Source organism: Candidatus Nitrosocosmicus sp. R (genome assembly GCF_054408505.1).
The window spans coordinates 1,018,706-1,045,029 of the sequence record NZ_CP167090.1; the positions used below are offsets into that span (position 1 = coordinate 1,018,706).

27 protein-coding genes and 1 tRNA gene are annotated in these 26,324 nt (G+C 33.8%); 12 read left to right on the top strand and 16 right to left on the bottom strand.

Going from position 1 to position 26,324, the window contains the following annotated elements:
• Positions 1-83: 83 nt before the first annotated feature.
• Positions 84-1,256 (bottom strand): zinc-dependent alcohol dehydrogenase, encoded by a 1,173-nt coding sequence (locus tag AAGU22_RS05275; RefSeq protein WP_458721175.1) that lies wholly within the window; start codon positions 1,254-1,256, stop codon positions 84-86.
• Between the two features lie 1,031 nt (positions 1,257-2,287).
• On the opposite strand from AAGU22_RS05275, the gene AAGU22_RS05280 reads away from it, so the two are divergent.
• Positions 2,288-2,473 carry a hypothetical protein gene (locus AAGU22_RS05280; RefSeq protein ID WP_458721176.1) on the top strand — a complete coding sequence of 62 codons (186 nt, stop codon included), beginning with the start codon at positions 2,288-2,290 and terminating at the stop codon, positions 2,471-2,473.
• Positions 2,474-2,680: 207 nt separating this feature from the next.
• Here the strand turns inward: AAGU22_RS05280 and AAGU22_RS05285 are convergent, their stop codons facing one another.
• Positions 2,681-3,187, bottom strand: a complete 507-nt coding sequence (locus tag AAGU22_RS05285) for a hypothetical protein (protein WP_458721177.1) — start codon at positions 3,185-3,187, stop codon at positions 2,681-2,683.
• A 580-nt stretch (positions 3,188-3,767) separates the two neighbouring features.
• Here AAGU22_RS05285 and AAGU22_RS05290 point away from each other — a divergent pair.
• Positions 3,768-4,088: a hypothetical protein gene (locus AAGU22_RS05290; RefSeq protein ID WP_458721178.1), complete on the top strand. Its 321-nt coding sequence runs from the start codon at positions 3,768-3,770 to the stop codon at positions 4,086-4,088.
• A gap of 326 nt (positions 4,089-4,414) precedes the next feature.
• Here AAGU22_RS05290 and AAGU22_RS05295 read toward each other — a convergent pair whose 3' ends face one another.
• The 3 genes from AAGU22_RS05295 to AAGU22_RS05305 form a co-directional block, all read right to left on the bottom strand.
• Positions 4,415-5,173, bottom strand: a complete 759-nt coding sequence (locus AAGU22_RS05295; RefSeq protein ID WP_458721179.1) for an NAD+ synthase — start codon at positions 5,171-5,173, stop codon at positions 4,415-4,417.
• A gap of 556 nt (positions 5,174-5,729) precedes the next feature.
• Complete coding sequence (locus AAGU22_RS05300) at positions 5,730-6,455, bottom strand: HAD family hydrolase (RefSeq protein ID WP_458721180.1); 726 nt, start codon at positions 6,453-6,455, stop codon at positions 5,730-5,732.
• A 442-nt stretch (positions 6,456-6,897) separates the two neighbouring features.
• The gene (locus tag AAGU22_RS05305) at positions 6,898-7,278 is read right to left on the bottom strand and encodes a response regulator (RefSeq protein WP_458721181.1); all 381 of its coding nucleotides are present in this window, start codon (positions 7,276-7,278) and stop codon (positions 6,898-6,900) included.
• A 1,142-nt stretch (positions 7,279-8,420) separates the two neighbouring features.
• Here AAGU22_RS05305 and AAGU22_RS05310 point away from each other — a divergent pair.
• On the top strand, positions 8,421-8,570 hold the full coding sequence (locus AAGU22_RS05310) for a transposase family protein (RefSeq protein ID WP_458721182.1): 150 nt from the start codon (positions 8,421-8,423) through the stop codon (positions 8,568-8,570).
• Between the two features lie 100 nt (positions 8,571-8,670).
• On the opposite strand, the gene AAGU22_RS05315 is transcribed toward AAGU22_RS05310, so the two are convergent.
• The 3 genes from AAGU22_RS05315 to AAGU22_RS05325 form a co-directional block, all read right to left on the bottom strand.
• Positions 8,671-8,991: a hypothetical protein gene (locus tag AAGU22_RS05315; protein WP_458721183.1), complete on the bottom strand. Its 321-nt coding sequence runs from the start codon at positions 8,989-8,991 to the stop codon at positions 8,671-8,673.
• Between the two features lie 1,627 nt (positions 8,992-10,618).
• A complete protein-coding gene (locus AAGU22_RS05320) occupies positions 10,619-11,176 on the bottom strand; it encodes a hypothetical protein (protein ID WP_458721184.1) in 558 nt (185 codons plus the stop codon).
• Positions 11,177-11,261: 85 nt separating this feature from the next.
• Positions 11,262-11,579 (bottom strand): hypothetical protein, encoded by a 318-nt coding sequence (locus tag AAGU22_RS05325; protein WP_458721185.1) that lies wholly within the window; start codon positions 11,577-11,579, stop codon positions 11,262-11,264.
• A 735-nt stretch (positions 11,580-12,314) separates the two neighbouring features.
• Between AAGU22_RS05325 and AAGU22_RS05330 the strand changes: the two genes are divergently transcribed.
• Positions 12,315-12,605, top strand: a complete 291-nt coding sequence (locus AAGU22_RS05330; RefSeq protein WP_458721186.1) for a hypothetical protein — start codon at positions 12,315-12,317, stop codon at positions 12,603-12,605.
• 12 nt (positions 12,606-12,617) lie between these two features.
• Here AAGU22_RS05330 and AAGU22_RS05335 read toward each other — a convergent pair whose 3' ends face one another.
• Complete coding sequence (locus AAGU22_RS05335; RefSeq protein WP_458721187.1) at positions 12,618-13,610, bottom strand: 2-hydroxyacid dehydrogenase; 993 nt, start codon at positions 13,608-13,610, stop codon at positions 12,618-12,620.
• Positions 13,611-14,062: 452 nt separating this feature from the next.
• Between AAGU22_RS05335 and AAGU22_RS05340 the strand changes: the two genes are divergently transcribed.
• The 4 genes from AAGU22_RS05340 to hemB all read left to right on the top strand — a co-directional run bounded on the left by AAGU22_RS05340 (position 14,063) and on the right by hemB (position 17,943).
• A complete protein-coding gene (locus AAGU22_RS05340) occupies positions 14,063-14,860 on the top strand; it encodes an AAA family ATPase (protein ID WP_458721188.1) in 798 nt (265 codons plus the stop codon).
• 123 nt (positions 14,861-14,983) lie between these two features.
• Complete coding sequence (locus AAGU22_RS05345) at positions 14,984-16,129, top strand: hypothetical protein (RefSeq protein WP_458721749.1); 1,146 nt, start codon at positions 14,984-14,986, stop codon at positions 16,127-16,129.
• Entirely contained in the window at positions 16,110-16,955 is an 846-nt protein-coding gene (locus tag AAGU22_RS05350; RefSeq protein WP_458721189.1) for a GNAT family N-acetyltransferase, read from the top strand. The genes AAGU22_RS05345 and AAGU22_RS05350 overlap by 20 nt, the downstream gene beginning before the upstream one ends.
• Positions 16,927-17,943, top strand: a complete 1,017-nt coding sequence (hemB, locus tag AAGU22_RS05355) for a porphobilinogen synthase (protein ID WP_458721190.1) — start codon at positions 16,927-16,929, stop codon at positions 17,941-17,943. The genes AAGU22_RS05350 and hemB overlap by 29 nt, the downstream gene beginning before the upstream one ends.
• A 35-nt stretch (positions 17,944-17,978) precedes the next feature.
• Here the strand turns inward: hemB and AAGU22_RS05360 are convergent, their stop codons facing one another.
• Entirely contained in the window at positions 17,979-18,410 is a 432-nt protein-coding gene (locus AAGU22_RS05360) for a hypothetical protein (RefSeq protein ID WP_458721191.1), read from the bottom strand.
• 92 nt (positions 18,411-18,502) lie between these two features.
• On the opposite strand from AAGU22_RS05360, the gene AAGU22_RS05365 reads away from it, so the two are divergent.
• Positions 18,503-18,664 (top strand) — tRNA-Tyr (locus tag AAGU22_RS05365).
• A gap of 22 nt (positions 18,665-18,686) precedes the next feature.
• Here AAGU22_RS05365 and AAGU22_RS05370 read toward each other — a convergent pair.
• Positions 18,687-19,814, bottom strand: coding sequence for an alcohol dehydrogenase (locus tag AAGU22_RS05370; RefSeq protein ID WP_458721192.1), 1,128 nt, complete (start codon positions 19,812-19,814; stop codon positions 18,687-18,689).
• Positions 19,815-20,163: 349 nt separating this feature from the next.
• On the opposite strand from AAGU22_RS05370, the gene AAGU22_RS05375 reads away from it, so the two are divergent.
• Complete coding sequence (locus tag AAGU22_RS05375) at positions 20,164-20,862, top strand: adenylyltransferase/cytidyltransferase family protein (protein WP_458721193.1); 699 nt, start codon at positions 20,164-20,166, stop codon at positions 20,860-20,862.
• Here AAGU22_RS05375 and AAGU22_RS05380 read toward each other — a convergent pair.
• From AAGU22_RS05380 to AAGU22_RS05400, 5 genes are all read right to left on the bottom strand, one after another.
• Positions 20,859-21,617, bottom strand: coding sequence for a DUF120 domain-containing protein (locus AAGU22_RS05380; protein ID WP_458721194.1), 759 nt, complete (start codon positions 21,615-21,617; stop codon positions 20,859-20,861). The two genes, AAGU22_RS05375 and AAGU22_RS05380, sit on opposite strands and share 4 nt — an antisense overlap.
• A 6-nt stretch (positions 21,618-21,623) precedes the next feature.
• Entirely contained in the window at positions 21,624-22,967 is a 1,344-nt protein-coding gene (gene dnaG, locus AAGU22_RS05385) for a DNA primase DnaG (RefSeq protein WP_458721750.1), read from the bottom strand.
• A gap of 185 nt (positions 22,968-23,152) precedes the next feature.
• Entirely contained in the window at positions 23,153-23,542 is a 390-nt protein-coding gene (locus AAGU22_RS05390; protein ID WP_458721195.1) for a toprim domain-containing protein, read from the bottom strand.
• 17 nt (positions 23,543-23,559) lie between these two features.
• Positions 23,560-23,862, bottom strand: a complete 303-nt coding sequence (locus AAGU22_RS05395) for a hypothetical protein (protein WP_144730046.1) — start codon at positions 23,860-23,862, stop codon at positions 23,560-23,562.
• A gap of 68 nt (positions 23,863-23,930) precedes the next feature.
• On the bottom strand, positions 23,931-24,236 hold the full coding sequence (locus AAGU22_RS05400) for a hypothetical protein (protein WP_458721196.1): 306 nt from the start codon (positions 24,234-24,236) through the stop codon (positions 23,931-23,933).
• Positions 24,237-24,333: 97 nt separating this feature from the next.
• Between AAGU22_RS05400 and AAGU22_RS05405 the strand changes: the two genes are divergently transcribed.
• Positions 24,334-24,501 carry a 50S ribosomal protein L40e gene (locus AAGU22_RS05405; RefSeq protein ID WP_196815677.1) on the top strand — a complete coding sequence of 56 codons (168 nt, stop codon included), beginning with the start codon at positions 24,334-24,336 and terminating at the stop codon, positions 24,499-24,501.
• A 98-nt stretch (positions 24,502-24,599) separates the two neighbouring features.
• Positions 24,600-26,324: a B12-binding domain-containing radical SAM protein gene (locus AAGU22_RS05410; protein ID WP_458721197.1), complete on the top strand. Its 1,725-nt coding sequence runs from the start codon at positions 24,600-24,602 to the stop codon at positions 26,322-26,324.

Sequence of the window (26,324 nt, forward strand, 5' to 3'; positions counted from 1 at the left end):
GTAGCATAAGTATTACTAAACCTACTAGCTACTCTCTTACTGAATATCAGTTGGAAAGGTATAACTCTCAATAGATTTTCTATCTATAGTTTGAATATTATTTTTGTCGCATCTTGTTCCTTATTGTCAAAAATCTCATAAGCTTTCGGAGCTTCATCAAGTTTCATTGTATGACTAATTATTTTGGTAGCATCTATTCTGCCAGTTTCAATTAAATGCAGTAGTTGTTCATTATATTTCTTGACAGGACATTGTCCAAGTCTAATAGATAGTTCTTTGTTCCACATTTGGCCAAAAGGAAATTTGTCGTAGGTTGAGCTGTAAGCTCCAGGAACCGATAGGGTAGAGAATTTTCTAGCACTCTGACACATCCAATCAAGCACCTGGATTGGGTTAGCAGGTTCATAAATGGGGTCGGAAACCTTAGAATGATCATGGATGCCACCAGAAGTGTTACCATTACCTGAACCTGATGTATGACCAACAGCCTCAAATCCGACTGCATCAATGCATAAGACTCCCTTTCCTCTGGATTCTTTATGGAGTACTTCAACAGGATTGTCCTTATCAAAATTTATGATTTCAGCCCCTAAATCCTTAGTCTTTGACAAGCGCTCATCTAGATGATCGATTGAAAAGACTCGAGCAGCTCCTCTAAGAAAGGAACTCATAACTGCAAAATACCCAACAGGACCAGCACCAAAAACTGCCACATCATCGCCTGGCTGTACATTAGCCATGTCAGCCCCAAAGTATCCGGTTGGAAGTATATCACTAAGAAATAAAACTTGTTCATCTTTAGATATGCTATCAGGAACTTTGAGTGATGCAACAGTATTTGCGAAGGGTACCCTGACATACTCAGCTTGACCACCATCATAACCCCCTAACAACTGAGTGTAACCGAAAGCAGCCCCGACTTCTCCTTTAGGGTTTGATCTATTACATTGTGACCAAAACCCCCGGTTACAAAACCAACACTGTCCACAACTTATGTTAAAGGGAATTACAACTCTGTCTCCCTCCTTAATTTCGTGCACTGCCGGACCAACTTCTTCTATTACTCCCATGAATTCGTGACCTAAAGTCTGACCCGGTTCCATTCCAGGAGCCACCCCATGATAAAGATGCAAATCAGAGCCGCAAATTGCTGAAGATGTTACCTTTAATATGATATCTTCTCTATCCTTAATCTGAGGTTTTGGTTTGTCATCGATTCGGACATCTTTAGCTCCATGATATACTAGTGACTTCACATATCAAGAATGTTAACATGATATAAAGTCGTAGTTTATTTTGGATCTAATTTACTTATGATTTGAATAATATAAGAAAACATTCCTAGATTTAGATAATCTCTAATTCCAGGATTATTTAGGAGTTAATAAACTTCAATCCTAGATTAGTAATAAATCTATTATTAAAGTCACCGAACCCGCTTCTATATGTCATTAAATTGGATAGCTGAGCAATATGCATACATGCACGGAGATAGTGACAACCAATAAAAATTCGAAAGTCTCATTGATACTCGGCTCCTTTACTCTACACGTTACGAAATCATTAATGAAATTAGCAAGCAACAGACTTTAAGCGGGAAAAAATCCATTTTTAAATTAAATTCAAAGGCTTTTTGGGGATTTTTAAAAGTGAACTCAAAATATCAAATAGTCATCTCAATTTTTGACAAACTGGTGATACAAGGCATATGGTCAAAAATTAAATTAAGAGTAATATATTGTGGTTTTTCCTGGATAAATATTTAAACATGCTAGCTAGATACAAATAAACTTCCTATATTATTCACTGGGTTTTTTATGTTTTGAGATCGATTATACACCACTTGATAGCTTCAACAACAAAGATGCGAAACATGGATAGATTTGTTTATTAAAAGTATGAGTTATAGGTTTGAATCCCTATTCATATTTGCGGATCCTTAAAGTAGAAAGCGAGATTTTGTAATAAAGGCAATAAATGCTTAAGGATGCGAAAAAAGGATCGTAACCATGTCCTTTCAAATGATCAAACCTAAGCCGGATGAATTAAAACAGACGTGTCGGTTGTCGAGTAATATTCGCCTCTACATTTACTCCCAACTAAAAAGAGATTAGGCATACTATTACGAGAATACGTTTTTGTTCTCATATACAACATCGTATAATAACGTTGCTGTCTCAAAAACGTTAAGCTAGTGAGTCATACTAGCGAATCTTGCAAGCAAAATAATAAACTTGAAAATACATTATACTAGATATTAATAACCTTTTTTGTATATTAAAAAAATATGAGTTTAGTTGGAGGAATAATTGTTTTGATAATAGGAATCATACTATATGCGATAGCCGGAATGTTACCACCAGTAGCCGCAAGAATTGCTAGAATTCTAGGAATTGTTTTGGCTATCATAGGTGTTATCCTAATTGTGCTTGCAGCTGCAGGAGTTGCATTTGGTTTGGCTCTATCTTTGTAAACTTTTGTAATTGAAATCAAATTAGGTGCACACAATACTTTTTAAATAATCTACGTTCTATGATGTACTCTATCATATTTTTTGACTTGTCGCATACTCTTGTCTGCCTTGTTCATTGATTCATATCCTGAAAATGGGGGGGAGAGTTCATGTCAGATACTGCAACGATACTAGAATATATCATCGACGATCTATTGCCACAAATAACTATTTTTTCTTTGAGCCAAAAACATGCATATATCTAACAATGATATTTATGACGGTATATGACAATACGGAAGCAATTATAGAAGAGATAGTTGTCGATTCTATTGCCGAATATTCCAATTTTAGCAGCTGAACCATGAGAATGAATCTCGTGATGTTATTTACAATATCAAAAATAGAGCTAGCGAATAACATTTTGATAAGAATTTGCTTGAATTTTTGAATGTTTAGTTTTCCAGTTAATTTCTTTGTATATCTTTGTTTGTTGTCTAGGTGAAAGAGAATCGCAAAAATTAATTTGTAAGTAAGATAACCAGCTGTAACTGTCAAAGCTGAGTTTAGTACAAAATCGATAGAATATTCAGCTGAAATGTGTGAAACGACTAAACTAAGCACGAAACCTGAAATCCCTGATATCAATAAATTCTTGTTTAAGGAAAAGGTATTGTAATATTTCAAATAACTATCTTTGAAGAACCTGTTAATTTTATCAACTCTCCATTTCACTTATAATCAAAAATATGCAATTAATATATAAATACATGGAATAATTAAAATTAAATGTGCATTGATACCGGCCTTTTTCATACTATTTTAAATAGCTATGCGATTGGTCTTTTTTTAAGACACTCACTCCAGTATTATGCCTTGTCTAAACCTTGAGATCTGGCTATCTCGATTATCATAATGACATTTGTAGGGGTGCAGCGAAAGTATTATTTATACTGCGTCGTCTTCCGATTAGTTGTATAAAAGTAATTATTATTTGTCATACTAACCCTTATATTACAGCAATCCAAACCGACAAATGTAACACTATTGTTAGAATTTCCTTAAATAAACTCAAATTTAAGCATGCTATTCATCGGTACGTTCCTTATTGTTGACCTTATGCTGATTTAAGAAAGGATTTTATTCTTTATCTTGTGCTTATGTCTTATAATTTAAAAGCACATACCGTTCTGGTTTCAGATAGACTCCAATAATCATCATAAAAAAAAGCATAAAATAGGAAGAGGATCGCACTTTTGCAAAAAGAGAAATAGATACCATATCTGCTTATTTACAATGTATTAGAAAATGTATTATGACCAAAAATTTAAAGGGCTTCAGAGTACAGAAACTGAGAAATTCAATAAAATTTTATTTACCCCGAATAGAAGGATACCTTGAAGTTGTAAAAAAGTTATCTGGCGAGTTTGAAGGGATGACTCTTATAGAGTTTGATGGTTATTTTGAAAAGAAAATCGAACCCACAAAGTATGTTCGGGTAGAAGTACATAAGAATAAACTAAACGAAAAGAGCTTGATAAAACTGGCAAACGAACTCAGAATGATTTTAAAACAAAAGAGTATCGCAATAGAGATAAACAATGAAATGATCTTAGTGGAAGCCGATAACGGCTGAAATTGAAAAGAAACCTGTCCATTCGAACAACTCATTGAATATGATTTAATGGTTATCTAATGAATTTAAACCAGTTTCTGTGTGTATTTGATATATCCTGCATAATTAAATTTTCAGGAAGTTATTATCATTACCCTCTATGTGATAATAGAATATCTAGAGGGTTTGAAAAGTTGACGTCGTTCTCATGCTAATTTATATGTTAATTAATCTAAACATTCAATTTTTAAAAGATGTTCATATATATTGGTACGTATATTAAATGAATTATTTTGTTGAGGTTATCTCAAAAAAGGTATAAGGTCTTGAAAAAAAGAACGTATCTATTATTGAAGATTTAGTTTACACCTAGGGATTGGTAACTCATGTTTATGTCTATTGTTTCTTATCCACTCAATAACGGTTCTAATATCTTTTTGATCCACACCCACTATTTTAGGGACTGGACAATTTTTCAATATCTTGTCAAAATTTATTTGACCAAGAATTTTGTCAATAGTTTCATATGAGACTCCGATTTCACCTTCGGCGGTCTGTCCCTTCCATAACCTTGCACTACTTTGTTTTTCAATAATATACTGTGGTACCTCAATATACTTGGCAATTTTCCTAACTTCTGTTTTATAAAGGTCTGCTATTGGAAAAATGTCTGCTCCTCCATCCCCATATTTTGTGAAGTAACCCAGTTGCAATTCGCTCTTATCTGCAGTTCCAACCACAATGCCTCCCATAACGGCGGCATAGTAATAGAGAATTGCCATTCTTAATCTCACCAGAAAATTCGCTTTTGCTAGCTTGTTCCGAGGGAAATTCTTTATTATATGATTTTTACCCTTACCAATATCAATTAACTCATATTGAATGTTCAATTTTTTGGAGATTTCTAATCCATGTTTTACATCAACCTTAGGAGTTACAGAATAATCCGGAAGTAACAGGCCGAATACCTTGTCAGATCCCAAAGCTTGTGCTGAGAGATATGTCGTAACAGTCGAATCTATCCCACCGCTAATTCCAATGACAACACAATTAGCGTTTCTTGACCTAACCTCTTTGTTCAAAAATCTTGAAATTTTCTTTAACACTTTTCTCTCTTCCAAGATTCATTAAACCCCCTTCTAATTGTAGCAAGTCGCATATGCCTCAAAATGTAATTATCTTTTATAATTTAAATTAATGGCTTGAAATCTAATGCAGAGATTGGATTAGTATTTGAGATCGCGCTATAAGCAGATATTTACCATCAATTGAATATCTTGACCTTTTCTTATCGTTACTTTATCTTCTAAGAGATTTATCAAAACCATTTCTTAGGAGAGGAAAATTGATTTATTCTTGCTCTCTCATAACAATTCAACCTTTGTTAACTTGTTTGACTTTCCAATTCATGATAAATTAGAACGCATAGCCAATTCAGTTAGATGTTTGACAACGTCTGCTAATACCAAAAGTGTCTGACAATTTTGGACAACCATCGGTATTAATCTCGACCTGAAAGAATATGGTCAAAATGTCTCATTAATACTCTGATTTCTTTGTAATTATCAAATTCTTCGAAATATCATTTAGCAAATTATCTACTATTAACAAAAGTAATTATACAATAAGGTTTCCTTAGATCTTATAAGTAAGCATAGATGTCTAAGGATTTTTATTCTTTATTTGAGTCATAGGTATCCTATCATTATGACAACACCAATCTATCAGAAATTTTCCAGCTGATTGAGTATCTTTGTAAACTCTTTTAATGACAAAATCATTATCATTTGGAATACAATGAAAATCTGTGAGTTCAAGTGGAGTATTATTGAGTGTAATAATATACTCGATGTTGGCCTTCACGGCAGATTCAATACCTAGTGGTGAATTTTCGACAACTAGGGCTTCAGAAGGTTTTAGTTTTAGTTTAGAAAGAGCCGTATTGAACGGATCAGGATTTGGTTTTCCCTCTTCCAATTCCTCTCCAGATAGGATCAAATCAAATTTATCAATGTTGTTTTGTTCTAGGAGGAATTCTACCTCTTTCCTAGATGCACCACTCACTACAGCCTTTAAGCAATTCTCACAATTGAGTGAGCCAATTAATTCTTTTACCCCAGGAAATGCTGTTGCTCTATGGATCTTTTCAAATAATTCTTTTTTCCGATTACTAATTTTTTCTACAAGGTTCCCATCTGGTGATTCGAGATTGTTTCGTTTGAAAATTTCCTGAATAAGTACGGGGCTAGGCATCCCCTCAAGTAAGAACACATTTCTTTTGTCAATCTCAACTTTAACTATTTCTCTGAATGCGATTTGAAAAGCTTCTGCATGAAATGGCATTGCATCTATTAGTACGCCATCCATGTCAAACAAAATCCCTTTCAACCTTAACCAACAAACTTCCGTTCAATAATATAAATTAGTGTGAATAATAGAATATATGCTGATCCCGCCAGCTTGGAACATAAAGGGCCTACTCATTAGGGCATATCCGTCAAATGGACTAACTATCTTCCTTGATAAAACAGTCAGGGTTGACATTTGTCCTTACTATCAAAAAAAATTCATTTTATTATCATAAATAAAATTAGAAAAATATTTCAAACTTTGATTAAATAATACCTTCAGTTAATAGATGGCCTAAAATAAACAGATTTTTTTTATTAAATCAATCTCAAATTAAATGATAGATTGATAAATTAATTTCTTTAAGAGAACATGGAGTCAAATATTATGGTCATTCACTTGATCAAATATATAACCAATAATGAACTTTTAACTAATAAATTAATCCTAATATCATAGTATTAACATAACTTAGTTACTTTCATTGTTGTAATACACTATCAATGATTTCTCTTAATGCTGCAATTTTGACTGGTTTTTGAACAATTTCGTTTATCTTGGCTAGCTTGTACGTCTCACTTAACAATAAATCCTCAACCATGAATGCTGTTATCAGTATGATTTTGATCTTAGCATTAATTTTTCTAATCTCAGCAGCAAGCTCTATTCCTGACATCTGTGGCATACGTAGATCAGTTAGTATCAATGAAATCTCCTTTGTCCCTTGCTTAAAAAATTCGAGTGCCATTAAGGGGTCAGTGAAGGTTACTGTATCATAACCCATATTTTCTAAAAATGCCTTAAATAATGCAGCCAGTTCCCTTTCGTCTTCAATGACCATTATAGACGTAGGTTCTGGCATATCGAATACTCTAGCAAGTCAATATTTAACCGTTTTTAATATCGATATTGACTAGGAAATTGTTTCTGGTCACACGAGTTCAGCTAAATACACTAAGGAAGCGAAACTAAGAATTTTAATAACCCCTGCTCTGCAACCTATAAAGTTCAAATGATAATTATAAGATCTCTTGCGTAACTACTCCAAACAGCTTTTACGAAAAGATGTGTGAATATATCGCAATTTCTAAATTATTTTAAAAAGTTACAAGAAGAAAAATCAAACGATATTCGTATTGCAGATGAGGTTGAATATGTTGTTGACCGTTTGATTTGGTTATAACTGTAACCGTATATAGATATATTAAGGAAAATTAATTAAATGGATGTGTCGCAAGTGACACAGGTTAACTTTTCTCATATATGCAAAATTATTCCCACTACTACCGATAATAAAATTCAATTCATTAACCAGATTGTGACTATATACTAATAGTATGTTAACCAAATTATAAAGATAAAGACAAAAGGGAATCTGCATGTTTTTGTAGGGTTTTTATAATATCAAAAAACTAGGTTGATGTTTTATAATCGTTTGACCGATATTTAACATGGTTCATAATTGTTGCTGGTTTTTATTAAAAATCCTAATTATCTTACAATATTAATTATTAGATCTTACATAATTAGTCAAACAGCTTTGTGTCCTTCTATCTTTTAGATAAGCCTATGTCCTTCCTTCTTTTGCTATCGTATGGTATGAAAGGTTATCCACAAAACCATTACTTACTTTTCAAATCGTTCACTGGTCTTTTAATCAAACAGTTTGATGACATCTATCAAACGATGGAATCAAAATACCAAACATGATAAAACGTTTTCTGTCTCGCAGAAAAGATAGAAAAAGAGAGAAAGAGCAGTAGGAGCAGGATGAAGGTAGTTTAATCTAGACATAAAAAAACAGGTTTGTCATGATTTTGGTTTACTATAACCATACATAACCTATACCTTGACCTTAACCTTGACCTTCAGAGGATATCTGTTTGATTTAGACCAGAGTAACGTATGTAGAGACATTCAAAAGATTGATGGCTTGATAAGGTAGTCTACCATTCCTCAAAAACTATCAGATGACTACAAGATTGAACAGACCAGAGGAGGAAGTTGAGCAGTACCTTCCAGGCTTTATGGCTTTTAGACGGTACAGAGCAAGAAATACCAAAACCAAAGGACAGGATGAGTAGAAAGATGTACTACTCTGGCAGGAAGAAAAAATATACTTTAAAGAATCTATACACAACTAGGCACTATTAATTATTGTTAAGCCCTGAATCCTAAAGTCGTTTAGAGTTTTTGAAATGCTATATCTAACATTATCATAAATATCATTTGATTTATCGGGATTTGGCTCAGGTTACTCCAAATACAAAAGAATCTCGCTAGTAGTAATCTTCTCAATTAATTTTTTACGTTCTATTTTTAATAATAGATTTAATCCAGAATCACTCGAAAAATATGAGTGATAGTTACCGTTATACGATATCAAGCCATATTCAATGAGGTAAAACAAATATTTTTTTATTAATTCATCTGAAATGGGCAATATTCTTTGAATATTCAAATATATATTATGGAGTGGAGAGCCTTTCAAACACATTAGCAATATAGGCTGAAAAATAACCGCCTGCATAACCAAAATATTTTGGGTTCTCTCTTCATCTCTAATTAATTTCATAATCGTGACACACCAATCTTACTTATACTGGATTGACAGATGTTTGTCCTCAGACGGAAGAATTCATTGTAAAATGGGACTTGCACAGTTTCCATATCCAAATAGTTGTTAAATGCTTCGCATGTCCGATCCGTTCCTCCAATAAACACTGGGCACATTTTAGACAAATTGATATTATCTAAACCGGTCTTGACCATGTTTGAAAATTCTAGAGTAACATTCTATATAAGGAGTGATCCATCTAATAGCCCTAGTGACTACCTTACAACAATCCCAAAGAAACGGGACCAAGGATGCTGCTCCTATTGAGACAACCTGCCGACTGTTCCATTTTGTCAACTAATTACACATATTATTACCATTGGCAGGTAATAAAATAAACTATTACAGAAAAAACATATCTGTACAGAAGTCATTATCGAATAGTTAAACTCTGTTGATATAGTGTAAACAAAACCGGCAAAATTCCATAGGTTCTCCTTCAACAGTAACGTTCATTCTATCATGAATTTCTGTTAATTACACAACAGTTTGATATTGACTATAGATAATATCGTCCTCGGTTGTAATCGCCATCTCACCCTTTTTTTATGTTTATTAATTTCCGTAGGATTTTGAAATGTGTCAGGATTTTTTATTACTATTGTATCTATTTATCCATCAGTAACGTCTGTCCTATTTGTAAAATGAAATCCACTATGTAAAAAACTGTTATTAGATACCACTCCAATGGTCGTTTTTGTCAAAAACCGTTTACTTATTCTTTTGTCTCCTTAGGTCAAATCGATTATTTCATTTATATTACTTTCATAAGTAGATTTAGTTGCAATTATTCCAGTAATAGCAGAAATCAGCCTACTACAGATTTGATTTCTTACCAATTTAGACCTCTCGATAATTTTGCCCGCAATCCTGTCTCAGCCACATTTAAAAATTTTCTAAAATTAGATTTTGAATCTACTTTATTACTAACCATTAGTATTGTAACAATTACATCAATCGTTTGGATGTCATGTCATTATATATTGATAGTTTCATGCAACATTACTCGAAATCTGTGGATAAATCAAGTGACTTATTCATTACTTCACTAATCCCTCCAAATATATCGTCATAATAGCATTTGTGTTGATGGGTCCACCATCCTTAAGTGTGATTAAATCATGAAGTTTAATAATTTAAATCCTATATATTCAAGATTAATGTAATGCCTTTCTTTCAAAAATCCATTAGTAACTTCATTGATATACCCTCTTCCCCCACAGGCAGCATATGAGTAGAACCTTTCTGTAGTTACTCTCGAGAGCGTAGGGTCCTTTTTTCTGATTTCACGGTGAATAGAATTTTTAGGTCGTTACTAAAATATTTTATTGGTATTAGTTAAATGTAATGCCAATTTATTCTAGTTTTTCCACCCTTCGAATCAGTGTTCACTCTAATAACCAAGTTATCTGGCATACGGTGTAACGAAGGTTAAGCAGTAAAGATGACCGTATACGAATTAAGCATTATCTTGGGAACTCAGCAAGACCCGTGAATCACCATCATTGTGACGCTATAATTATGTAAGTCCAATCTTCACAAACTCTCAATGAATCTTTTACTGATTGTCGCAGTGGTTGTAAGATCAGCTTTCCGGGTTAATGTCACCAATAAGCTTTGAAGATTCAATTACACTTACAACTTGTAAATCATCGCTACCTGAAATAATTTTCGATAAAGTTGGTTTTGCCTCCTTTCCCAATATCATTGCCTCCTTTCCCTTCCGCATTAATACCAAAGTCATGCTATTTTCTGTTAAAGTATGGGCAAAATTCTTGGCTAAATCCAACTGCTGTTGGAAATTTGATTCTTTATCTGTCATGGAGTGAATGAATTCCTTAGCCCCATCCAGCTTATCCAATATTTTATCAACCGAGCTTTCGTTCTCCCTACCATGTGGTAAAACTTTATGTTTGGAGGTATCGTTAGTGCTTCCTTTAAGGAAATCAAACAATTCCGGTTCTAGTATGTCGATACTAATTTTGTTTGATTGGTTGTCGGAAGTAGCAACGATATCTACGGCTGATTTATTCTGGATTTCAATATGTAATTTTCCACTTTTTATAGTCTTTATTGATTTTGCTAACTTGTCAATCAAAGAATTGCTGGACTTTCCAATCTTCTTGTCGTCAATGTCTGTCAATCCAATCAAATCTCAATTATATGTTGGAAGGCCTCTAAGGGCCTGCTTGTCATAAAATTCAGACTGATTAATATCATTAGTTGACTTAATTATTGCTGTCATAGCCTTGAATATCCTCTCTACTTGGGGTTTCTTTACCTTTCTTCTCCTCAAAGCTTCCGTTGTTTTTACCGTGAACTTCCGCAGATATTCTAATTTTACCGTTCACAGTAAGGCTGCCACTGCAAATCTGGCACCATTCATGACCTTGAGCTTTTGGCATTTCTATCTTGAGGTTATCAAACGAATATGTAACTACTGCACCCTTTCCAGTTAACTTTTCAATTAATTGTTCCAAAATTGGCGGACCTTCTTCTGATATTTTATGGGTTATCTTATTTAGATTATTATTAAATTGATCCATTCTAGATACGATTATATAATTACATGAAACGTTATAAATCGTATATGTTTTGTTATCTTAATATCTAGATTTAATTACACATATTTTCATCAATGTCAGGAAATATTTCTCTTCCATTAAACTACTGAGATAACTGGATCGCTTTATGGAACTTTATAGAGATCCAATAATAATTACTTGCGCTTACAGCTTTAGAAACATTATTTATGGAATCAAAAATGTCATTAACATATTACCTTAATCACAGAATTATCTCATTCTGGTTTTAGGATCACTTACAACTGGTCTATTTATTGTAATACAAAATTAAAAAGTTTTTGAAACCTGGCTATTAACACAATATATGAGAGAAATAGTGAAAAAGACTAACTTTAGTGTAAGCATATTCTACGATGAGATGATTTGCAAGAGCTTTTGAGTTGAAGAATAAATACGAATTATTTGTCATCTGAAGTCTAACAAAATGCGGTTTAGGGTGTTAGCAAATTTGTCAAATAGTTGATTAATAATTATTAAATAGTGAGAAGATTTTGCATTCTAAGACCTTTATAGATTATGATAGGCATACAGAAGTGCTTGAAAAGCGTTGGATGGCTACTGGGTCTTTAATATTAGTCTTTGATTTATTGAATAGTTTCCTCTGGCTTTGTCCATTGAAAGAATACTGTGGCAAGTCATAATTGTTATTAAAAGAAACAAAGAACTTTAAATGGATTATGTGGATTATTTTAGTAGTTGATCCCTGAACATTGCTCTTTTGTATCAGACGGCATCAAATGCCCTCTTCCTCCTGAATTCATTATCGAGGTAGAAGATAAAACTGACAACAACAGTAAATTTATGATAGGAGTAACCTGTTCTGATCACAGGGCCTTATTGGAGAAGAAGTTTCATTTACTACAAAAAAAGAATACTATTCCTTCGGGAAAGATAAGTTTGACAAACATAAGAATAATTCACACAGACTGTATCAAGGGCACCCGAGAGGATGAGGAAGAGGTTCGGATCAAAAGGTTAGATGTCTAGATGGCGGGTTTATTATTTTAATAGCAATGCCTTGTCTTGACGACCTTTCAATACGTGAATAATATTAGAAGCTGCCATTTCTGACATCTTATTTCGCGTATCGATACTCGCGCTCCCTATGTGTGGTAATAGAACTACATTTTTCATCTTAATTAGCGGATTGTTACGGCGGATTGGTTCATCTTCAAAAACATCCAGGCCGGCTCCTGCGATCAGCTTCTCCTTTAATCCACGAATCAAATCACCTTCTTTAATGATCTTTCCCCTGGATATATTTATTAAGTAAGTATTCTTTTTCATCATTTTTATCTTTTCATAATCTATTAAATGGTAGCTATCTTCATTTAGGGTACAACTAATTACAATATAGTCTGAATCCGAAACAAGTCTTTGTAAATTGCAATACTCTAGCTTGTAGAATGATTTATTTTTCCTAAATTCATTTGAATCAAAATTCCTTTTTGTAAATAATATTTTCATTCCAAATCCCATTGCTCTCCTACAAATTGCACTACCGATTTTTCCTAAGCCTATCACTCCCAATGTCTTATGATGCAAATCCCTTCCAATCATAAGATCGGGATTCCAACCATATTTCCATTTGCCTATTCTGAGGTATCTGTCAGCCTCAACTAATCTTCTACCAAGGCAAAGCATCAACCCGATTGCTAAGTCAGCCGTCGTTTCGGTAAGTATGTCTCCAGTATAACCTACCCTTATCCCTCTATTCTTAGCTTCTAAAACATCGACATGTTCATAGCCCGTACTGAAGGTGCTTATTACTTTAAGTGATGGACCAGCAGCATCCATTATTTGTTTGTCAATCTTATCGTTAAGAAAACACAAAATTGCATTTACACCCTTCACTTTTTTCAATAAATCCGGATATCTGAGAGGAGCCATTCTTTGATTTACAATCAAGTCACAGTGAGTCTCTAAGATTTTTAAACCCGCATGTGGAATAGGTCTTGTTACCAATACGATCGGTTTAATTTTTTTTAACAAATATTGTCAATTGAGTGGTTGTTATATTATTTGTTAATTCTGTATGAATGATCTATACAAAATAATTTGACAAGCCTTCGACCAAAAAATTTATATAGTTTATTTAATCAACACCAGCATTTCAATATTTAACCTGGATTAGATGTACTTTTCTAGAATTACTAGATTCTGTGTATTTCGATTAATGCATATGGACTTGCTATTGCATCGGCACCATATTTTACTACATTATCAGGAGGGCAAAAGAATTACGCTATATGATTAAAATATAAACACTACTTGATATTTTAAGATTGGTATGTTGGGCTCTACCAAAAGATAGTGGACTTTGTTGCAAAGTCTAAAATCCATACTAGTAAAAATAAAAAACCTGAATTTACAAGTATATTTTTATAGACTACTGATTATTAGAATTCATGCAAGACCATTCTACTAGTATACAAGAGAATGGAATGAATTCAATCAGTAACCGTAAAAAGGTTAGGATCAGGAAAAAGACCGAGTATGAAAGTAAGCCTGAAAATTTGGAGGAAAGGTTGATTGAAAAAAATACTAAAGAATCACCAGAAACGTTGTTTGCAAACATAGTGGGATATGAGGACATTAAAAAAATTTTTAATTATGCTTTTAATTCATCGTTACCAGTTCATATTTTGCTGGTAGGTCCTCCCGGTTCTGCTAAAACCCTATTCTTGATGGAATGTATGAAACTGTCTCGTTCCTATTTTACATTGGGCAGTCACAGTACAAAAGCAGGAATGTTAGATTACTTATTCAATAACAGACCAAAAAATCTAATAATCGATGAAATTGAATACATGGCAATTAAAGATCAAGCAGCATTGCTTAGTTTAATGGAAACTGGAATATTAAGCGAAACCAAATATGAAAAAACTCGAAAATCAATCATGAGGACGTGGGTTTTTGCATCTTGTAATGACGAAAAAAAACTTTTGACTCCACTTTTATCACGTTTCTTTGTGCTTTATTTTAGGAAATATGATTACGCTACTTTTGAAAAGATAGCAAACCACATTTTAGCAATTGAGTGTAATATGGATTTTGAAGTCTCAACCCTGATTGCGCACTTAGTTTGGAATAAACTGAAATCCAGGGATATAAGGGATTGTATAAAAATAGGTCGAATTTGTAATAATAAAGAAGATGTTTACATGATAGTAAAAACTCTGATAAGGTATAACAACACAAACGCTAGTAACATTAAGACTGGTTACATTAAGGATCAATGACCGAAAACATTTAGAGGCATTTATTTGAAGTTCTTTGCCATTTCTCATTACTTAATATGAGTAGAATAATTTAGTGTTCCTATTTTGAATAAAACATCCAATTTGAATAAAACACTCAAAAAATTGAAAATTTTTATCTGTGGTCCAACTCTGTATGAAAAAAGCCACTTGGGGCATGCTAGAATTTTTATTTTTTTTAATTTTTTAATTAATTATTACAAATGTTTGGGACAGTCTCCTATTACCATAGTACAATTGACTGATGTCGATCCCAAAATATTTGCTAAAATCAAGACAGCTAATGATAATGATAATATCTCACTTGAGAGTATTACCATGCGTCATCTAACCCAATTGATAAAAGACTTACAAAAATTACAAGTTATTAACAATTTCACCTTCACCAGGGTGTCTAGCTTTCAGGTTCAAATGATGAACCAAATAATAAAATTACTTGAACTCACAAAGGCTTACTCGTATGGTGGCAATATTTATCTTAAAATAGATTCAGATATCCAGAGTCCTTTTGGTCTTACACTCAGGGAATTGGATAATATGCCAATTGATATCGCACCAGGAAAACTGGATCAAAAAGATATTATGCTTTGGAATGCTGAGAATTTCTATGAACTATCTATTAAGGGCGACGAGCGCTCCGAATTTTATTTTAGGAATTTAGTTAGCGGGATCCCTGGATGGCATTTTCAAGATTTTCAAATAATAAAATCTCTTTTTGACAATCACTACGATATACATGGAGGGGCAGGCGAGTTAGTCTACCCTCACCATGAATTCATTTACAGAATTTCACATCAAATACAAGGGACCAGCCATCAAAGTAAAAAAAAACCAATGTGGATTCACATAGGTATTTTAAAGATCAATTCTGAAAAGATGTCTAATTCTAGAGGTAATACAATCGCCATCAGTGACTTTCTAAACAAATATTCTCCAAATTCTCTAAAAATACTTTTTTTGGGTGAACACTACGACAAAGATTTTAGTTTTGACGAAAAGAAATTGTCGGAGGCTATTGTTGTAGATAATGAAATTTCATCGTATTTTGCATCGGAGTACGTCAAGAACGGAAAATTAGTAGAAACATTGAACGAATCTGATGCACATAAGTTTTCCGCGTTTTTAAGAATTTTGGATAATAATTATGATACAAAAACCGCAATCAGTTATATAAGAAAGTGTATTAGATCTTCTGAAAATGCTAGTTATGTTAAGAAGATGACTGATTTACTTGGATTACAGTATCATTGATAGCCTGAAATCAAATGAAATTGAATTTTGTAAGAGTTGGAGCAATCAGACAATTAACTTTGACTCCTTTCGCATTTTAGCTAATCGTGAATTAAAAGGCGACTATTTTCTTAATCGAGTGATTTTGACTGTTGGAATTGAGGACTCAAGACTTGATAAGAAATGCATTTCAACAATCATGTCAAGACTAAAAGAAATTTCCAAACAACAGGATATTGATGTTTATATTCATATCAATGATAACCTGTCATTCCTTAAATCGATACTTGAACAGAACGGCTTGAGAAAAATTGATAAATTGACAGGATTGGTTAACATCATAGAGGGTCAAAAATTCCTTTCAAAAAATGAATCTAAAAAACAAGAACCAGTAGTTAATGGAGAAACTTGCAAGGTGGTCAGGTCCGTCGATGAATTCGAAGGATGGTTAGATGTTTATTCAACTTCATTTGAAATCGATACAGAAAGAAGAACCACTATTCGAACTAGTCTGCAAAGAGATAATTTTAGAGAAAGTAAATTTATTTTGTATGAACAAAAACTCCAAGGTAAAACAAATGGGCACAATTTAAGACCGGTCGGATGCTGCTTGCTTTTCCCTACAAATGACGTCCTGGGGTTATACTGCTTAGGCACCGATCAGAAGTTTCGAAATATGGGTATTGCTACAGGCCTTTTAAATTTTGCAATAACTTATGCCAAAATGAATGGATTTAATCTTTTAGGGCTTCAGGCGCTGCATACTGATCACATATTAGGATTTTATCAAAGAAGATATTTCACAACAGTTTATACTGATGCCATATTTTCTATTCCTATCAGTTAGATTTAATAAATCATTTGACCCACTTATTAAAAATCTATTGACATTTCTTGACTGTATACAGGAAGATCTCATTTTTCCAGTATTCGTATATGAGAACGAGCACGCTTACAAACAAAGCTTAAATTCTGGATACATGAACAACTCAAAGGTATTTTCGAAAAAATTAATCAATAGATTTGAAGAATTGGCTCAGCTAAAAATATCTAACTTGTTGTTATTTGGTATACCAAAAAAAAGAGACGGCCTGGGAAGTGAAGCTTTTAATAGGAATGGTGTGATTCAGCAGGCAATTCAAACAATTAAAAAAACTTTTGGCAAAAAATTTAACATTCTATCAGACGTTTGTGTGTGCCAATATAATACTAGCGGACATTGTGGTGTCACTAATGGCACAATAGAAGATACTAACCAACCTAAACATATAGTTAGAGTAGATAATGACAAGACCTTAAATATTCTTGGAAAAATTTCATTGAGCCTTTGCGAAAGTGGGACCGATTTCATAGCCCCATCGTCAATGATGGATGGTCAAATTTTGTACCTTTCCAATTTGTTAAAGAGGAGCGGGTTTAAAAAAGTCAAAATTATGAGTTATTCTGCAAAACATAATTCTTGTCTATACTCGCCATTTCGTAATTATAATTATCATAATACTAGCTTTATAGATAAATCAAGTTATCAAAGTAATTTTAACAATCCTAGTGAATCAATGCGGGAAATTTTACATGATGTAAAAGAGGGATCGGATTGGGTAATGATAAAACCTTCGTTTTGGTATATGGATTTGGTAAGATTAGCTAAAAATCTAGTGGATGTCCCTCTGGTGGTTCAGAATGTCTCGGGTGAGTATGCTTTACTCAAAGAAGGAGCAAAAATAGACCAAATTGACCAACAGGAATGGATAGTTCAATATCTCAAAAGTTTAAGAAGGGCTGGTGCCGATAAAATAATTTCCTATTTGATGCTCGATTTGTTTGATGAATTTTGAGAAAAATCGCCCACATATCGATTTGAAATCTGATTCTAATTCAGTGTTTCTGGATAGGAGATCATTTGACCACTAGAGGAATCGACGTAATATTTTGTATTATTTGCAATAATTTCCCAGCCATAGTGGATACCACCAGTTAGGGGTTCTACCGTATTGCCCAATACCTTTCCTAAATCGTGAGTTTCCTGATCTGCTTGATATATCGTCCCATTGGCATTTACCATTACATATTGCGATGTAAATTTTCCATCAAGATCTGCAAAAGTAATCTTGCTTATTTGATCCAAGGATTGATTATACACATCATGTAGAATTATTAAATAGGCTTCTTCTGGTATAAGTCTAGGAGATGTGGAATTGGGTTGACTTAATGAGTAACTTAGCACCCAGTACATCGCCAAAGTAAATCCAATGGATAACAGTACTATGAATATTACTTTATTGCGGGCAACATCAAGCTTCATTAAGATATTTTATTGACAGAAAAACACTATATAATCATTGATTCATGCCTTTACGATTAGAATATATATCAATTCTTTTAAAAACTAAATATCCCGCGGTAGCTCAGCCTGGTAGAGCTTTCGGCTGTAGTTGTTGGCAGATTATTGCTAATCATACATCAGCCTATCAGGCTTACATTCAACAGTAACCGAAGAGTCGCAGGCTCAATCAAAAAATAAGAGATTATTTTTTGGAGTAAATCCTGCTCGCGGGATACAAAAAAATAAAAATTTTGTTTATTGATTGGGATTTATTATGGCACGTCCAATGATTTTACCATTCCTTAAATCGTGTAAGGCCTCATTTACCTGGTCAAGAGCGAATGTCCTATCCAAGACAGTACGTACTTTTCCATCGGAGGCAAGTTTCACTAATTCAGTCAAATCCTGAAAAGTTCCTGTATAAGCTCCTGTCAGTGTATACCCTCTCAAAGGGATCATTGGTAGGTTCAATTCCATTGATCCACCAAATAGTCCAACCATAATTACCTTACCTCTTTTTCGTAACATATTAAATGAATTTGCAGACGTAATATTGTTATTTACAAAGTCTATGACGACGTCTGTTCCCGACCCGTTGGTAAGGTCTTTGACCTCTTTTACCACATCTTGTTTCTCTTTGGTATTAATGATGTTATCTGCACCAAGCTTTCTTGCTTCTGCCAATTTTTGATCATTAACATCTATAACAGTTATTCTTGATTTGAATATAGCTTTAGCAACTTGTACTGCCATAAGCCCTAGTCCACCAGCCCCTACGATTACAATATTATGCCTATCTTCCAAACCTGGGATTGGCTTTGCTTTTTTTACTGCGTTGTACGCTGTCAATCCAGAGCAAGCCAGGGATGATGCAGAATCAAATTCAAGTTGGTCAAGTTTAATCAAAAACTTTGAATCTGGGATTAAAACATATTGCGCATACCCTCCATTTTGATAAATTCCAAGGGTTTTCGGATTATCACATAGATTCTGTTCGCCAGATAAGCAAGCAGGACAAGTCCCCTCACCCAACCAAGGGTAAACCAACACCTTATCACCTACATTGAAGTTATTTACACTGTTACCAACCTCTTCTATTGTTCCAGATATTTCATGGCCAGGTATCAGAGGAAACTTAACTCCTCTATCTTCGACCTTCATGAAGACGCCTTTGGGTCCTGCATATCCGCCCTCCCATAAATGAAGGTCGCTATGACACACGCCAGTTGCTGCAACTCTGACCAAAACTTGATTTCCTTCAGGTTTAGGTTTTTCTACTTCATTAATTACTAATGGTTCATTTGTTTTAATAATTTGAGCCCCTTTCATATCAAAATCAAGGTCTCCTTGTTTAATTATCTTTACTAACGAATAAGTATTCAAAAGAATATATTAATTCATATTCCAAACCTATTGATGTCAATGATGACGACGAAGAGCCGTCTGAAATTACATGGTGACGAAGATTATGAGGTACTGAGACATCGAACTTTTCAAAGGATGGATATTATAGATGTAATTCCACCCTTTTCATGAAATTAAAATAACATCCAAAGCATATACAATTATTGTGGTTAAACTCTAAAAATCGGAAATGTTTTGTACTAAAGACAAGGATTGTAATACCATTTATATTTTTTAGCAGTACTATGTTTGAAAAGTTACTTGATAAACTGCGGAAGAATTTTGTTTAATGAATTTTTGTAATTTATGAGCTGTAAAATTATATACGGTGAAAGTTCATGATAAATCAAATTTAATGAATTCGATAGAACGGTCCCTATTATGTTCGATATATAGCAATAATTTGATTGATAGTCGAATTCCTAATCCAATATTACCTTATTTAATGAAAAAATTGGAACTTGATGTGACCTTTTACATTAATCAATTATCTAAACTTGAAGACCTAGGCTTAATTGTTACAAAACAAAATGAACGTGATTCTGAAATAAGCTCTAATAATATGACATGTACGCTTACGAACTTGGGTCGTGAACAAATTAAGGTTGTGCTTGTAGGTGGGGTATTTGATCTACTTCATGTTGGTCATATTCATACCCTAAAATCTGCAAAGTTATTAGGCGATGTCCTAATAATTGTAGTTGCAACTGATTCCACAGTTAGCAGCTTGAAAAAAAATCGCAAAATTTACCATGATGAAAAAAGCCGGTTAGAGCTAGTTTCATCTATAAAATTTGTAGATAAAGCCGTAATAGGAAGAAAAAAATCGATATACGATACAGTAGAATTCGTCAGGCCAGATATCATAGCCTTAGGATATGATCAAATTCATGATGAAGTAGCGATGAAAAAGAATTGCTTTGATCGAGGCTTGAATCTAGATGTAGTCAGGCTTTCTTCTCCACTTCCCGAACTCAAAAGTTCCTTAATTAAAAGCGAGTTGGGAAACTCTTTTTATGATCTTTAATTGTTTCTCACAGACTCTTTAATTTTTATCACAACATTATCTCCATTTTTGAGATTGGATGATTCTTTTAAGTTCAAAGGACCGATGACCTCTATTAGGTTGTTGTTATGATGGGTCCTTTCTAATAAAAGAACATGAACCTCATTTAAAATTTCAGTTGGTTGTGATTCAAATTCCTCACGAGAGAGTTTTGGCTCTTGAGATATCGTAGCTGGATAGCATCTAACCCAACCAAAGGTTCTATCTGAATTTTTGAACCCAGCAATGTAGACTGAGGGGTAATTTATCAAATCTTTTCTGGAATTCATGTAGTTTTTATCTTCAATTTTTACATTCAGTGTTCCAGGGAATGGCTCATAACCCAATTTATGTTGAAACTGTTTCTTATAACCATCCAAGGACATATAGTACGCGCCTTCCCCCATTCCAGTAACAATCTTCCCCTTAAAAAGCACAGGCTTAAAATGAGATTCCTCCATAGATATTTTTAATAAATTATAAATATTCTGTAATATTTCAAAACCAGTTTCTGTTAGTTTCATTCCAAATTTCTTTTTATTCTTTACTCTTTCTATTAGGTCTTCTTTCTCTAAGTCGATTAATATTTTTGAAGCTGTTTGTTGTGACCTATTGATTAAACGACTTATTTGGGTACTGGTTATTTCTAAATAACTATCCTTACCCCCATTTGACAGTAAATGAATCATAACTAAAAAATGAAAATAGTTAAAGTTTGAATGATCTTTAACCATCATGCGCGATTATCTGCTACTAATAGGTTGACTAATTAACCCCATATCCGAAAAAGTTTGAACACGAACATCTGGGCTTGCCTTTTTCAAATTGCTGATTCTATGACCTATAATGTACTTTATACCCGATTTATTAGCGGCTTCAACGAGCCTGGGAGTAACTATGCCGTCTAGTATCAATAGGTTTCCGTCTTCTAAGACAGATATTTTCTTTAATATTTCAGATATTGGAATCTTAACTATCTTTTTCATTGACTTGTCAAAAACCATTGCATCTAAAGTTTCATTTATCTCTTGAAATACTTTTTTTACAATGGAGATAACTTCTTCGTCTTCTTTAGAAATCATGTTATCCGGATTTTGCATTTGATCACTATTATCATAATTATTTTGTTTGTTTATACTTTGATTAGGGAAATTCCTATTATATGTGAACGAGCTATTTTGGTCTTGATTGTTTGATTGATTCAGGTTATGATCAACTCTATGATGATTCCTAATCTGTTGAACGTTGGATGGGACGGTGTTAGTATCGTTGATTTTATCGTTAATAAATTGTTCAACGTCCTTCAATATTTCTGAAATCTCCAGTGGAGTGCATTCTTCTACCTCTCTGCCAGGGGGAGCTCTGTATACTTTTTCTATATCTACTAGCCCTTGTAACTCCTTTAGTATCAAATCTCCAGCCCGATCGCCATCGATAAATGCGATAACTCTTTTGCCCTGGGTCAATTTTAATATAGTCTCGTCAATTTTTGCACCTTCTATTGCTATTGAATTATCATATCCTGCTCTTAAGAGATTTATAACATCTGCACGACCTTCTACAAGTATTATCCAATCGCTGTCAAATACGCCAACACCACACGCTAATTGTGCCTTTCCAAATGTTGTCAATCTGCCTGGTTTGCTCGCATCGTAGACATCCTTTAGCATTTCCTCTCCTTCACTAATAGTTTTAGTAGCCCATTCTTGGACAATTTTCTTAGCCCTGTCGACTATTACTTTCTTCTTTATCGCTCTAATATCATCGATACCGACCAAGGAAAATTTTGCCTGAAAGGGTCCTACTTTATCGATACTTTCAATGGCCGCCGCAATCAAAGCTGCAGTAGATATATCAGTACTCATAGGAATCAAGGCATCTCCACGTGCTGAGTTGGATTTAGTATCTACGTTCACTTCAATTCTGCCAACTTTTGAAACTTTCTGTAGTTCGTTTAGGTTCATCTCTGGACCCAACAGACCTTCTGTCTGGCCAAATATTGCGCCAATGATATCGGCCTTCTCGACTAGTCCATCTACATCAAATTTTAGTTTGACATGATATTTTACAATACCAGTATTTGGCATTTTTATAACTTCATTATTAATTTTATTTATCATATTTCACTGATTATCATAACTATGTTGTCTTACCTTGATTAAGTTTTTCGTTTTAAAATATTTCCATTTTTATTGACACCTTTAAATGGTTATAATATAAATATCTTATAGAGCTTGAAATTATTCAAAAATACCTTTGTTTTTTTTTAATCTCATAACATACTGTTATAAAATGATTTTAACTCCTCAATAGTCCTTATTTTCCCTTGTGTGATTTTTATTATCTTATTCCTGTAATAATTGTCTATATATCTTTGATTTAGTAGATGGGAAATTTTTCTGGTCATTATTTTACCAGTATCATCCAAATCTAAAAGCAAAATTAGTTTCTTATATTTAACTCTAAAATTATCCGCCAAATCGACAATGCTTTTGTAGTTGTGATATATCTGAATGTTTCCAGAACAACCCAAATATGACAATGCTTCCAAATCTCTTTTACCTTCTACCAAAATCAGTGAATCTTTGGTAGATTCGTTATTAATCTGATTTACAAATTCTCTTAATTCTCTAATTTTCTCCAGTCGTTGGACCTTATCCATTACTTCATTCTATTTGATTATGAGCCTACTCTCTTCATTTTGGAGCCACATTTTGGACATGAAGACTGATTATGTTTTGTTCCGCAACTCATACAATAATAGCTAACGGAACTACCATTTCCTCCAAATACAGAGCCCGCCATCCCCATCTTCTTCATGGCTCTATTTCTAATGTAATAACTAAGCAAAATGAAAACTACTATTATTACCGGTAAAGATAACGGAAACGGTAGCAAGAACGAGATTGCAAGACTTATTCCTAAGGATATACCAATCCACAATAATTGTTGAGACAAGAATTGTTTGTTATTATCTATCACTATCTCTCAGTGTTATATTTAAGAAACATTATATATAAAATGTTTCCCATGATGACCATAGACCGAGTTCAGCTATATTCTGTGTAATATTTGTATCTCTTCTCTACTTCTTTATTCTTTCCTTCGTGAACTTTATTGATTTCAATTTTCAATAGACTCTTGGCATACTCTTTAAATTTAATTCCCTCTTCCGTATCTGGAAATTTGCTAAGAGAAAAATCAAATTGACTCATGAACTCGATAACCAGATCTCTAAATTCCTCCCTCGAGGGCCTTTTGTTATTGTTGACCTTTAACCATGAGACAGCTAATTGTGAGGCATATATTTTTGCTATATCTTCAGCTAATCTGTCAACTTCAAAGTAGTCAGCCACCAAATAACCGCCATCGGATAATTTATAAATTTTATGAGGCGGTTCTAATTTATAAAATAGAAAGATAAAAATGTGAATAGTTTCCAAAAAAATTATTATGCCAATTACCGATGTAACAAAAAGAAGTATTGCACAAAAGCGTCGATTATTTTTCAAAATCTGTTTTGATTGCGGAGCAAAAAATCCAATAGGCGGAACTAGATGTAGAAAGTGTCATGGCAGTCAAATGAGATTAAAGAATAGAACCCTAGGTGCAAAGAAATAATCTGGGGTTTGGCATATAGTTATTCCATTTTTCTAAATTTTAAATAAGAAAACTTTAATTATCTTTTTTGATTCCTACACTTTGAGATAACAAATAATATGAAGCACCCAAAGGTTGTTCTTACTGCAGATAGAACATTAATGTCTCCCTATCGAGGAATTTCACTTGCATCATTTTTTGGATGTGCTCCTGCACTTGATCCAAACCGTAGTCATGATTCTATTTGGTATAAAATATTAGGAAATCAAGTAACTCCTAAATTGCTTTTTGATTTTATTTGTAATCCTATTGCTAATTCAAACGGATTGGCCGATTACGCTCCATATGGTTTGAGAAAACTTGAAGCCGCCTTGTTGAGGGACGGATATGCTAGGGAGGATGTAGTTGTTGCTCATCCCGATCATATTGATAAATTTATTGGTCCACAAACTGAATTCGTAGGTACATATGAAATGGACCCGCTAGGAATGGGCCCTGTTACAATGACATTTACTTATGGGAGGAAACAAATGTCTTACGCTGAATTTTATAATCGTGATCTGCATCATCGAATTAATGCGGCCAAACAAAAGAATGGAAGCAGGGCCAAAGTAGTTGTGGGAGCTTCTGGGACTTGGCAGTATAATTATGACCCAGCCAAAATTGAAGAGTATGGATTGTACGCAATCGTAGAGGGGGATTTGGGGGGCATTGGACCTGAACTAGATGGAGTAGGAGGAAGGTTCTTTGATGCTATGATCAATAACGAGTTGGAAACCGCTAATCCATTCAAGAAATCCGAGTTTAAAGTCGAAATCAAAGAATTTGATAGAAACGGCAGGAAATATCACGGTAGATTTGTTCATTATTCCAGAGAACCAAAGGTAGATGAAATTCCTGATATAGTCAATCCCAGTATGCACGGGATGATTGAGGTAATGAGGGGATGCGGAAGAGGATGCAAATTTTGCGACGTCACACTTCGACCTTTACGCTATTATCCAGTAGAAAAAGTGCAAAAGGAAATCCGTGTCAATATGAAATATGGTGGATTAAAAAATGCCTGGGTCCATAGCGATGATATCTTTGTTTATGGGCTTAATCCTAGGACAACCAAAAATATGCAGCCAAATCGGGAAGCAATAGAAGAGCTTTTCAAGGGGATAATGGAGACAGGAATAGAACATACTAATCCTACACACGGAACATTAGCTGGTGCCATTGCAGACGAGAGACTTATCCCTAATCTTTCCCGGATAATCAAAGCTGGACCTACTAATCATATTGGTGTACAGTGTGGATTCGAAACAGGGAGCATAAGATTAATTGGAAAATACGCCGACAGAAAGTTAGCCCCTTTTAGACCATCTGAATGGCATTGGGTGGTAAAAGAAGGTGTAAAAACATTAAATGAAAATTACTGGGTGCCTGCATTCACCCTGATTATGGGATTGGATAACAATGAGACAGCCGATGATAGCTGGGAAACCATCCAACTCATCCATCAATTAGAGAAAGAACAACCTGATTCTAAATTCACCGTAACGCCGTTGACTTTTGTTCCGATTGGTCTATTAGAAAAGTCCGACTTCTTTGACATAGGAAACACAATGGATCCAGCAAAATTGGGAGTGATGTATAAAACATGGCAACACAACTTCAAATATGCAATTCATAAATTCATGCACAAGGTAGGTCAAAATGACCCTATAAAGAAATTCTTTTTTGCATCACTTGCTAGGACATTAGGTGGTGTACCTCTAAATGCTATGGAAAAATATGCGCGCAGAAAGAGTCCCGAACACGAGCAAGTAATTGAAAAAATTAAGGCACAGTATGCATAA

Bases quoted from the DNA above. Each gene is read 5' to 3' on its own strand.
- AAGU22_RS05290 (WP_458721178.1), top strand. From the start codon at position 3,768: ATGACCAAAAATTTAAAGGGCTTCAGAGTACAGAAACTGAGAAATTCA.
- AAGU22_RS05405 (WP_196815677.1), top strand. From the start codon at position 24,334: ATGCCAATTACCGATGTAACAAAAAGAAGTATTGCACAAAAGCGTCGA.
- AAGU22_RS05305 (WP_458721181.1), bottom strand. From the start codon at position 7,278: ATGCCAGAACCTACGTCTATAATGGTCATTGAAGACGAAAGGGAACTG.
- AAGU22_RS05380 (WP_458721194.1), bottom strand. From the start codon at position 21,617: ATGATGGTTAAAGATCATTCAAACTTTAACTATTTTCATTTTTTAGTT.
- AAGU22_RS05390 (WP_458721195.1), bottom strand. From the start codon at position 23,542: ATGGATAAGGTCCAACGACTGGAGAAAATTAGAGAATTAAGAGAATTT.
- AAGU22_RS05325 (WP_458721185.1), bottom strand. From the start codon at position 11,579: ATGGATCAATTTAATAATAATCTAAATAAGATAACCCATAAAATATCA.
- hemB (WP_458721190.1), top strand. From the start codon at position 16,927: ATGCCATATTTTCTATTCCTATCAGTTAGATTTAATAAATCATTTGAC.
- AAGU22_RS05280 (WP_458721176.1), top strand. From the start codon at position 2,288: ATGAGTTTAGTTGGAGGAATAATTGTTTTGATAATAGGAATCATACTA.
- AAGU22_RS05410 (WP_458721197.1), top strand. From the start codon at position 24,600: ATGAAGCACCCAAAGGTTGTTCTTACTGCAGATAGAACATTAATGTCT.
- AAGU22_RS05315 (WP_458721183.1), bottom strand. From the start codon at position 8,991: ATGAAATTAATTAGAGATGAAGAGAGAACCCAAAATATTTTGGTTATG.
- dnaG (WP_458721750.1), bottom strand. From the start codon at position 22,967: ATGCCAAATACTGGTATTGTAAAATATCATGTCAAACTAAAATTTGAT.
- AAGU22_RS05340 (WP_458721188.1), top strand. From the start codon at position 14,063: ATGAATTCAATCAGTAACCGTAAAAAGGTTAGGATCAGGAAAAAGACC.
- AAGU22_RS05360 (WP_458721191.1), bottom strand. From the start codon at position 18,410: ATGAAGCTTGATGTTGCCCGCAATAAAGTAATATTCATAGTACTGTTA.